The sequence below is a fragment of the Micromonospora orduensis genome (genome assembly GCF_006228125.1).
Lineage (GTDB): Bacteria > Actinomycetota > Actinomycetes > Mycobacteriales > Micromonosporaceae > Micromonospora > Micromonospora orduensis.
The window spans coordinates 1-630 of sequence record NZ_VDFY01000001.1; the positions used below are offsets into that span (position 1 = coordinate 1).

Annotated in this window: 1 protein-coding gene; it reads left to right on the plus strand. The window is 71.7% G+C overall.

Going from position 1 to position 630, the window contains the following annotated elements; genetic code table 11:
* Positions 1 to 101: 101 nt before the first annotated feature.
* Entirely contained in the window at positions 102 to 623 is a 522-nt protein-coding gene (locus tag FHG89_RS00005; RefSeq protein WP_139581794.1) for a hypothetical protein, read from the plus strand.
* Positions 624 to 630 lie beyond the last annotated feature (7 nt).

Genomic DNA, 630 nt, shown 5'->3' on the forward strand with positions numbered 1-630 from the left:
ACTGACGCCCGCTCCCCCGTGGTTTGCCCCCGCGTCACGGGGAAAGCAGCGCGCGTGCCCAGGGGAGGGTTCCGGCGGTCGTCGCCGGTTGGGGGGAAATCATGCAGGGAATCCGCACGATCAACCGCGCGCTCTCGTCCGCACTGACACTTGTCGGGCTGGTCGGGGCGTTCGTCCTGTTGTCGGTCGCGCCGGCGCGTGCCGGTGAGAACACCTTCGTCGAGGTGACACCGAACAGCGTCCCGGCGGGCAGCCGGGTCAAGATCCGCGCGAGCTGCGACAACAACAACGACCGGCAGGCAAACGTGCGCTCCGACGCGTTCGGGCAGGTGGTGCTCAGACCGGACAACGGCTTCCTCAAGGGCGAGGTCACCGTTCCGGGCAGCAAGGAACCGGGTGACTACCCGGTCGACCTGCGCTGCCAGAACGGCCAGACGGCCTCCACGATGCTGACCGTGCTGAACATGGCCTCGCCCAGCAAGGGACCGGCGACCGGGGGTGGCGGCACCGCAGGCGGCCGGGGCACCGGCTCGATCCTGGTCGTCGGCGGCGTGGCCCTGGTGGCCGCCGCGGTCGCGCTCGGCATGGCGGGCGGACGGCGCCGGGCCGGAGCCGGCTCCTGAGCCGGAC

Excerpts from the sequence above, each read along its gene's own strand:
- FHG89_RS00005 (WP_139581794.1), top strand. The coding sequence starts at position 102 with ATGCAGGGAATCCGCACGATCAACCGCGCGCTCTCGTCCGCACTGACA.